The 7,958-nt window shown below is 67.5% G+C and carries 10 protein-coding genes; 5 read left to right on the top strand and 5 right to left on the bottom strand.

The genetic code is table 11. The features are described from left to right. Positions 1-104 precede the first annotated feature (104 nt). Both H7J89_RS17695 and H7J89_RS17690 read left to right on the top strand, forming a co-directional pair. Complete coding sequence (locus H7J89_RS17695; RefSeq protein WP_264045059.1) at positions 105-593, top strand: cysteine hydrolase family protein; 489 nt, start codon at positions 105-107, stop codon at positions 591-593. 39 nt (positions 594-632) lie between these two features. Then, positions 633-1,481 carry an NAD-dependent protein deacetylase gene (locus tag H7J89_RS17690; RefSeq protein WP_264045057.1) on the top strand — a complete coding sequence of 283 codons (849 nt, stop codon included), beginning with the start codon at positions 633-635 and terminating at the stop codon, positions 1,479-1,481. Here the strand turns inward: H7J89_RS17690 and H7J89_RS17685 are convergent. Further along, positions 1,478-2,755 (bottom strand): cytochrome P450, encoded by a 1,278-nt coding sequence (locus H7J89_RS17685; RefSeq protein ID WP_264045055.1) that lies wholly within the window; start codon positions 2,753-2,755, stop codon positions 1,478-1,480. The genes H7J89_RS17690 and H7J89_RS17685 overlap by 4 nt on opposite strands. 105 nt (positions 2,756-2,860) lie before the next feature. Between H7J89_RS17685 and H7J89_RS17680 the strand changes: the two genes are divergently transcribed. From H7J89_RS17680 to H7J89_RS17670, 3 genes are all read left to right on the top strand, one after another. Then, entirely contained in the window at positions 2,861-3,511 is a 651-nt protein-coding gene (locus H7J89_RS17680; RefSeq protein ID WP_264045053.1) for a TetR/AcrR family transcriptional regulator, read from the top strand. A gap of 78 nt (positions 3,512-3,589) precedes the next feature. Further along, a complete protein-coding gene (locus H7J89_RS17675) occupies positions 3,590-4,081 on the top strand; it encodes a MarR family winged helix-turn-helix transcriptional regulator (protein WP_264045051.1) in 492 nt (163 codons plus the stop codon). A gap of 23 nt (positions 4,082-4,104) precedes the next feature. Then, on the top strand, positions 4,105-4,536 hold the full coding sequence (locus H7J89_RS17670; protein WP_264045049.1) for a DUF5313 domain-containing protein: 432 nt from the start codon (positions 4,105-4,107) through the stop codon (positions 4,534-4,536). Between the two features lie 5 nt (positions 4,537-4,541). Here the strand turns inward: H7J89_RS17670 and proB are convergent, their stop codons facing one another. The 4 genes from proB to rplU all read right to left on the bottom strand — a co-directional run bounded on the left by proB (position 4,542) and on the right by rplU (position 7,824). Beyond that, entirely contained in the window at positions 4,542-5,645 is a 1,104-nt protein-coding gene (gene proB, locus H7J89_RS17665) for a glutamate 5-kinase (protein ID WP_372513791.1), read from the bottom strand. Between the two features lie 58 nt (positions 5,646-5,703). Then, positions 5,704-7,146, bottom strand: a complete 1,443-nt coding sequence (gene obgE, locus H7J89_RS17660) for a GTPase ObgE (RefSeq protein ID WP_264045047.1) — start codon at positions 7,144-7,146, stop codon at positions 5,704-5,706. A gap of 96 nt (positions 7,147-7,242) precedes the next feature. Continuing rightward, positions 7,243-7,497: a 50S ribosomal protein L27 gene (gene rpmA, locus H7J89_RS17655; RefSeq protein ID WP_085240239.1), complete on the bottom strand. Its 255-nt coding sequence runs from the start codon at positions 7,495-7,497 to the stop codon at positions 7,243-7,245. Positions 7,498-7,512: 15 nt separating this feature from the next. Then, positions 7,513-7,824 carry a 50S ribosomal protein L21 gene (gene rplU, locus H7J89_RS17650; RefSeq protein ID WP_007169506.1) on the bottom strand — a complete coding sequence of 104 codons (312 nt, stop codon included), beginning with the start codon at positions 7,822-7,824 and terminating at the stop codon, positions 7,513-7,515. Positions 7,825-7,958: the final 134 nt, after the last annotated feature.

The raw sequence follows: 7,958 nt of genomic DNA, 5'->3' as shown, positions 1-7,958 counted from the left end.
CGAGCGGGCCACAGACTCAAGAACCTCACGTTGTCCCGCAGACACCAACAGAGCTGGAACAGGTGGTCGCATGCAAGACATCATACCAACCAACAGCCAATTATTTGCGGGACACACCACTAGTACCCAATGTCGCCAACGTCATCGACCCGTTGGCCGATTTGGTCCGGCGCGCACGCGAATCCGACGAGGTGGACCTGGTCTACGTCAACGACAACTACGGCGATTTCGCGGCCCAGTTCTCCGACATCGTCAGCTCCGCGCTCGACGGCGCGCGCCCCGATCTGGTGAAGCCGATCGTGCCGGCCGGGGACTGCCGGGTGATGACCAAGGTCCGGCACAGCGCCTTCTATGCGACCGCGCTGGCTTACCTGCTGAACCGCCTGGAGACCAAGCGGTTGGTCATCGCGGGACAGGTCACAGAGCAGTGCATCCTCTACACCGCGCTCGACGCGTACGTGCGCCACTTTCCCGTCGTGATTCCGACCGACGCCGTCGCCGGCATCGACGCCGAGCTGGCGGCGGCGGCGCTGAAGATGATGGAGAAGAACATGTCGGCGGAGCTCACCACCGCCGCGGAGTGCCTCGGTTAGCCACCTCGGTTAGCCGCTCGTGGCCGTACGCTGGACGGGGTGACCACCCGCCGCGCAGAATCGCCGGAACTGGTCGCGTTGCTGGCCAGCCGCCGGCTGGCGGTGCTGACGGGGGCAGGGCTGTCCACCGACTCCGGCATTCCGGACTACCGGGGTCCTGATTCCCCACCCAGCAATCCCATGACGATCCGCCAGTTCACCTCGGATCCGGCGTTCCGGCAGCGGTACTGGGCGCGCAACCACGTCGGCTGGCGACACATGGACGACACCATGCCCAACGCCGGTCACCGGGCGTTGGCCGCGCTCGAGCGCGCAGCGGTGGTGACCGGGGTGATCACCCAGAACGTCGACCTGCTGCACACCAAGGCCGGCAGTGAGAACGTCGTGAATCTCCACGGCACCTACGCGCGGGTGGTCTGCCTGGGCTGCGGGTACACCATGAGCCGCGCCGCGCTGGCCGAACGACTGGAAGCGCTCAACCCGGGATTCGTCGAGCGCGCCGAAGCGGTCGGCGGCCTCGCGGTGGCCCCCGACGCCGACGCCGTCGTCGCAGATACCACGTCGTTCCGCTATCTGGACTGCCCGCGCTGTGGCGGAATGCTCAAGCCGGACATCGTCTACTTCGGCGAAAGCGTCGCCAAAGAGGTTGTCGACCAAGCATATTCACTGGTGGACGAGGCCGATGCACTGCTGGTCGCCGGCTCGTCGCTGACTGTGTTCTCCGGCTACCGCTTCGTGCGTCACGCCGCCGCACTGGGCAGGCCCATCGCCATCATCAACCGGGGCCGTACCCGCGGGGATGACCTTGCCACCGTCAAGGTCGACGGCGGCTGCTCGGAGCTGCTGACGCTGCTGGCTGACGAATTATCGCCGATAGCAGCGGGTTAGAACGTGCACGGCATGCTGCGCACGGCGTGAATGAAGTTGCCCGCCACGTATGTGGGCTCACCCGCCTGAATGTCCGGCAGCTGCCGCAACAACTCGCCGAAGATGGCCCGCAGCTGCGCCCGGGCCACATGCGCGCCGAGACAGAAGTGCACCCCGCCGCCGCCGAAGCCGACGTGCGGGTTGGGGTTGCGGCTCAGGTCGAAACGCTCCGGATGGTCGAAAGCCTCGGTGTCCCAGTTCCCGGACGGATAGAACATCACCACCTTCTCCCCCGCCCGGATGGTCTGGCCGCCCAGCTCGACATCCGTTGCCGCCGTGCGCCGGAAGGTCATCACCGGTGAGGCCCAGCGGATGAACTCCTCGACCGCCATAGGAATCCGGTTGTCGAAATCCTCGAGGAGCCAGGCGCGCTGATCGGGAAACTCCGTGAGCGCCTTCATCGCATGGCTGGTGGTCTGGCGAGTGGTGTCGTTGGCGGCCACGGCGAGCAGCACGAAGAACGCGGCTACGTCGGCGTCGGAAAGCCGGTCGCCGTCGACCTCCGCGTTCACCAGGCCGCTGAACAGGTCATCGCCCGGCCGCTCGCGGCGCTCGGCGGCCAGCGCGCCAGCAACCTGGTCCAGATACATCTGATTCTCGAGCAGAACCTCCAGCGGATTGCGCCCGCCGAGGTAGACGGGGTCGGCCCATGACACCAGCGCATCGGCGGCCCGTGCCACGTGCTCGCGCTCGGATTCTTCGATCCCCACCATGTCCGAGAGTGTCCGGATGGGCAGCTGCTTGGAACACTGCTCGACGAAATCAACGCCGCTGCCCGCGGCCCGGAGTTCTTCGACGATGGTCTTGGCGTTCGCCTTGATCGAGTCCTCGATGCGGCGGACCTGCCGCGGGGTGAACGCCGCGCTGACCAGCTTGCGCAGCTTGGTGTGCCGCGGTGGGTCCATTGCCAGGAAGGATTGCGACGCCTCGAGCAGTTCCACGGGAACGTTCTCGAAAATGACGCCTTTGCCGGACAGGAACACCTCGTTGTTGCGGCTGACCGAGACGATGTCCGCGCGCCGGGTGACCGCCCAGTAGCCGGGATCGTCGGGATCGGACATCAGGGCGTCTTCGACGGGTGGGTGCCAGCTGACCGGGCGTTCGGCCCGCAGCACCGCGAACGAACGCTCGCGATCGGCCGCGGTGGTTGACCAAAACGCCCGTGAGGACAGGTCGATGGGGTCGTAGGCACGCCCGGGCTTCCCGGTCCCCGACACCCCGGTCATGACGGTCATTGGTGATCCCTCCGTTGCGTATGACGTCGGTCACAGACTCCCCGCGACACTATTCCTAGACATAGTGTCTAGTCAAGACGTCAAACCGCGTTCTATGCTGGGAAGATGCCATCGGTAACCCGGAAGCCGCAGGCCAACCGCGAACAGGAACGTCAGCAGCGGCGGGAGCAGATCGAGCGCCGGCTGCTCGACGCCACCGAGCGGCTGATGCGCGACGGCGCCAGTTTCACCGAGCTCAGCGTGGACCGGCTGTCTGGCGCAGCCGGCATTTCCCGCGCGAGCTTCTACATCTACTTCGAGGACAAAGGGCACCTGCTGCGCCGCCTGGCCAACCAGGTGTTCGCCGACCTCGCCGACAGCGCTGATCGCTGGTGGAGCGTGGCCGGGCGGCACGATCCGGGCGACGTCCGCGCCGCAATGGACGGCATCATCGCCAGCTATCGGCGGCACCAACCGGTGCTGGTCGCCCTCAACGAGATGGCGGGCTATGACCCGCTGGTCGCTGCGACCTACCGCAACCTGTTGACCGCGGTCACCGGGCGGATGACCCGGGTCATCGAGGAGGGGCAGGCCGATGGCTCGATCCGGCCGCAATTGTCCGCGGCCACCACTGCCAACGCGCTGACCTGGATGGTCGAGCGGGCCTGCCAGCAGAACCTCCCGGTGAACCCACCCGACTATGATGCGGAACTGGCCGCCACGTTGACCGAGATCGTCTGGGGCGCACTGTATCTCAAGGCCACCTCGGTGCGCTGATGCGCCCGGGAACGTCGGTGGCCGTCTGTGACGAGAGCAACATAGTTAGGGCGCTAATTATTGGACTATTATGTAAATATGGCGCCGCTGACCGCACTGGAGATCGACCCGCTTTCCCTCGAACAGCAGGTTTGCTTCGCGCTGAGCGTGACCAACCGCGCCGTTTTGGCGGTCTACCGGCCACTGCTGGAACCGTTGGGGCTGACTCACCCACAGTATCTGGTGATGCTGACGCTCTGGGATCACCAGCGGGCGGCAACGGGACAGCGAAAAGCGCTGTCGGTCAAGGAGATCGCGACCACGTTGCAGATGGATCCGGCCACGCTGTCGCCGATGCTCAAGCGCTTGGAGGCACTCGGCCTCATCACCCGGACGCGAAGCACCGTCGACGAGCGCTCCACTGACGTCAAACTCACCGACAGCGGCACCGCCTTGCGTCGCCGTGCGCTTAAGATTCCACCCGCGGTGGTCGCGCGTCTGGGCGTCGACATCGCCGAACTTCAGCACCTGCACCAGGTGCTGACCCGCATCAACGCGGCCGCCTTGGCAGCGGGCGCATTGCAGTCCTGAACCCGCCGCCCATAGGAGCCACTGTGACCGATCCCGAGACCCCCACCAAACCCAACTTCTGGCAGTACATCGCCTACTCGTACGGTCGGTGCCTGCCCAGCTCGATGCGCGACTGGGTCGCCAACGATCTGGCGGGCAAGGGAGCCGTGCGCCGGCACATGATCCGGTGGGCCATCCCACCCCTGTTGGTTCTCGCACCCTTCTGGCTGCTGCCCGCTTCGCTGTATGTGCACACCGAGATGACCGTTCCGCTCTACACCTGGGCCCTGCTGATATCGCTTGCGTTGAACAAGGTCTGGCGTCGGCACCGGCTGGCGCAGCATGGCCTGAACCCGAACCTGGTCGACGTGCTCAAGAACAAGAAGCAAGCGAAGATGCACGAGGACTACGCCCTGCGTTACGGGCCGCGTCCCGAATCAGCGGTGTGGCAGGACAACAGCAACCCGTTCAGCTAGCCCCGCTAAACCGCCACCAGGTCGTCGGCATGCACCGCGGGCCTGCGCAACTCCCCCGGCAACTCGGAGGTCGACCGGCCGATCATGCTCGCCAGCTCGGTCGCGTCGTAGGCGACCACGCCGCGGGCCACCATGGCCGCGTCCGGGCCGCGCAGTTCGACGACGTCTCCGGCGTAGAACCGGCCCGACACCGCGGTGATGCCGGCGGCCAGCAACGAGCGACGCTGGGACACCACCGCACGCACCGCGCCCTCGTCCAGGGTCAGCGCGCCCGCCGCCTCGGCGGCATACCGCACCCAGAACCGGCGGGCCGACATCCGAAGGGGCCGGGCGGCAAACACCGTGCCGACCGAGGCATCGGTCAGGGCGGTCGCGGCGTCGGTCGCGGCGGCCAGCAGGACCGGCACTCCCGCGTCGGCGGCCAGCGATGCGGACGACATCTTGGATACCATCCCCCCGGTACCGAGGTCGCTGCCCGGCCCGGCAACCACACCGGTCAGGTCCGCTGCGCCGGAGACTTCCGCAATGAATCGGGCGCCCTGGGTTTTTCGGGGATCGGAGTCGTACAGGCCGTCGATGTCGGAGAGCAGCACGAGGGCCTCGGCCCCGACCAGGTGAGCCACCAGTGCCGAAAGCCGATCGTTGTCGCCGAACCGAATCTCGTTGGTCGCCACCGTGTCGTTCTCGTTGACGATCGCCACCGCGTGCAGGGCCCGCAGCCGGTCCAGGGTGCGCTGGGCGTTCGTGTGCTGGGCCCGCATGGAGATATCGTGCGCGGTCAGCAGCACCTGCCCCACCGTGCGGCCATACCGCGCGAACGCCGCACTCCACGCGTTCACCAGCGCGACCTGCCCGACGCTGGCCGCGGCCTGCTTGGTCGCCAAATCCTTGGGGCGACGGGTTAATCCGAGCGGTTCGATGCCGGCGGCGATGGCGCCCGAAGAGACGATGACGACGTCGGTGCCCGCCTTCATGCGCGTTTCGATGGCGTCGGCCAACCCGGCCAGCCGGCCCGCGTCGAACACCCCGGACGGCGTGGTCAGCGCGTTGGTCCCGACCTTGACCACCAGGCGGCGCGCGGTCCGGATGGCTTCACGGTGCGTGGTCACGATGCGCCGCTCTCCCCCGCGAGCGGGCGGTGTCCCCACTGCATCGTCGCCGGCGCGCTCACGACTCGTCACCGCGTTCGCGGCGCTGACGGCGGGCCGCCTTGCGCTCCGCGGCCCCGGTGCGCTCGCTGCGTTCCAGCCGCACATCGGTGCCTCGCCCAGACATCGCAACCTGTTGTCCCGCAGGCGTTTGCGGCTCCCAGTCGAATGTCATGTCCCCGATGGTCACGGCGCATCCCGGTTGCGCGCCAAGCCGCAGCAGTTCATCCTCGACACCCAACCGGGCCAGGCGGTCGGCGAGGTAGCCCACGGCTTCGTCGTTGTCGAAGTTGGTCTGCCGGACCCAACGCAGGGGCCGGGCGCCCGTGACCACGAAGCCGCCCTCGCCGTCCGGCTCGACGGTGAAGCCGCTGTCGTCGACGGGAACCGGCCGGATGACCGGCCGACGCGGCACGACCGGCGGTCGGGCGGCGTTGTATTCCGAAATCATCCGCCACAGCCCGAAAATCAACGGCTGCAGGCCTTCCCGCGACACCGTCGACACGAGGAACACCGGCCAGCCGCGTTCGGCGATGTCGTCGCGGACGAATTCGGCGAGTTCCCGCGCCTCGGGCACGTCGATCTTGTTGAGCACCACCGCCCGTGGCCGCTCGGCGAGATCTCCCAGCGCCGAATCGCCTTGCAGGGTGGGCGTATACGCGGCGAGTTCGGCTTCCAGCGCGTCGATGTCGGACACCGGGTCGCGGCCCGGTTCGGCGGTGGCGCAGTCGACGACGTGCACCAGCACGGCGCAGCGCTCGATGTGCCGGAGGAAATCCAGGCCGAGGCCACGGCCCTGCGACGCGCCGGGAATCAGGCCCGGCACATCGGCGACGGTGAAGGTGTGCTCGCCCGCCGACACCACACCGAGGTTGGGCACCAGCGTCGTGAACGGGTAGTCCGCGATCTTCGGTTTGGCCGCCGAGATCGCCGACACCAGTGACGATTTCCCGGCCGACGGAAAACCGATGAGGCCGGCGTCGGCGACGGTCTTGAGCTCGAGCGTCAGGTCCCGCGCTTCGCCCTGCTCACCGAGCAGCGCGAAGCCGGGGGCCTTGCGGGCACGCGACGCGAGTGCGGCGTTGCCCAGGCCGCCACGGCCACCGGCCGCGGCTTCGAAGCGGGTGCCCGCACCCACCAGATCTGCGAGCAGCCGGCCGTTTTCGTCCAAGACCACGGTGCCGTCGGGGACTTTGACTTCCAAGTCCGCGCCTCCCGCACCGTCGCGGTTGTTGCCCATCCCCTGTTTGCCCGACGGCGCGGTGACGTGCGGATGGAAGTGGAAGTCCAGCAAGGTGTGGACCTGCGGATCGACGACGAACACGATGCTGCCGCCCCGGCCGCCATTGCCGCCGTCGGGGCCGCCCAGCGGCTTGAATTTCTCGCGATGGACCGACGCGCAGCCGTTACCGCCGGAACCCGCGCGCGCGTGGATGACGACCCGATCGACAAATCGAGGCATCGAATACCAGCCCTTCGAATGTCACGCCAGGCCGAATACCTCGCGAAGCCGCCGCAACGTTCCCCGCACGGGGGCGGTGCCCCCGGCTCGTGAGGCCTAGACCTGGGGCGTGATGCTGACGGTTTTGCGGCCGCGCTTGATGCCGAACTCGACGGCTCCGGCGGCCTTGGCGAACAACGTGTCGTCACCGCCACGCCCGACGTTCACGCCGGGGTGGAACTTCGTGCCACGCTGGCGAACGATGATCTCGCCCGCCTTGACGATCTGGCCGCCGAACCGCTTCACGCCGAGCCGCTGAGCGGCGGAATCCCGGCCGTTGCGCGAGCTGGAAGCGCCCTTCTTGTGTGCCATGTCTGTCGCCTCCCGCTACTTGATCCCGGTGACCTTCAGGACCGTCAGCTGCTGACGGTGCCCTTGACGCTTGTGGTAGCCGGTCTTGTTCCTGAACTTGTGGATACGGATCTTGGGGCCCTTGGTGTGCTCGAGCACCTCGCCGGTCACCGCCACCTTGGCCAGCGCGGCGGCGTCGGTGGTCACCTTCGCGCCGTCCACGACCAGCGTGACGGGCAGCGACACGTTCGCGCCCGGGTCGGAGTCGAGCTTCTCGACCTTGACCACGTCCCCGACGGCGACCTTGTACTGCTTGCCGCCCGTCTTGACGATTGCGTAGGTCGCCATCGTTGCTCCTGCCTTCTTTCCTGTGCTCAGCCGCTTCTTCGGCTCTTCGCGCGCGAGCCACCGGCGGTGCGCTCGGACAAGCTAAGTGGGTCTGGGTTGCGGGTCTGCGCCGGCTGCCCGGGAGTCCCGCTGTC

The organism is Mycobacterium paraffinicum, assembly GCF_025822865.1.
Lineage (GTDB): Bacteria > Actinomycetota > Actinomycetes > Mycobacteriales > Mycobacteriaceae > Mycobacterium > Mycobacterium paraffinicum.
The sequence above is the reverse complement of the archived record's forward strand: the minus strand, read 5'-3'. Positions and strand labels throughout refer to the sequence as shown.

What these genes read in the sequence shown, in the direction of transcription:
- obgE (WP_264045047.1), bottom strand. Translation starts at nt 7,146, where the DNA reads ATGCCTCGATTTGTCGATCGGGTCGTCATCCACGCGCGCGCGGGTTCC.
- H7J89_RS17685 (WP_264045055.1), bottom strand. Translation starts at nt 2,755, where the DNA reads ATGACCGTCATGACCGGGGTGTCGGGGACCGGGAAGCCCGGGCGTGCC.
- rpmA (WP_085240239.1), bottom strand. Translation starts at nt 7,497, where the DNA reads ATGGCACACAAGAAGGGCGCTTCCAGCTCGCGCAACGGCCGGGATTCC.
- rplU (WP_007169506.1), bottom strand. Translation starts at nt 7,824, where the DNA reads ATGGCGACCTACGCAATCGTCAAGACGGGCGGCAAGCAGTACAAGGTC.
- H7J89_RS17675 (WP_264045051.1), top strand. Translation starts at nt 3,590, where the DNA reads ATGGCGCCGCTGACCGCACTGGAGATCGACCCGCTTTCCCTCGAACAG.
- H7J89_RS17680 (WP_264045053.1), top strand. Translation starts at nt 2,861, where the DNA reads ATGCCATCGGTAACCCGGAAGCCGCAGGCCAACCGCGAACAGGAACGT.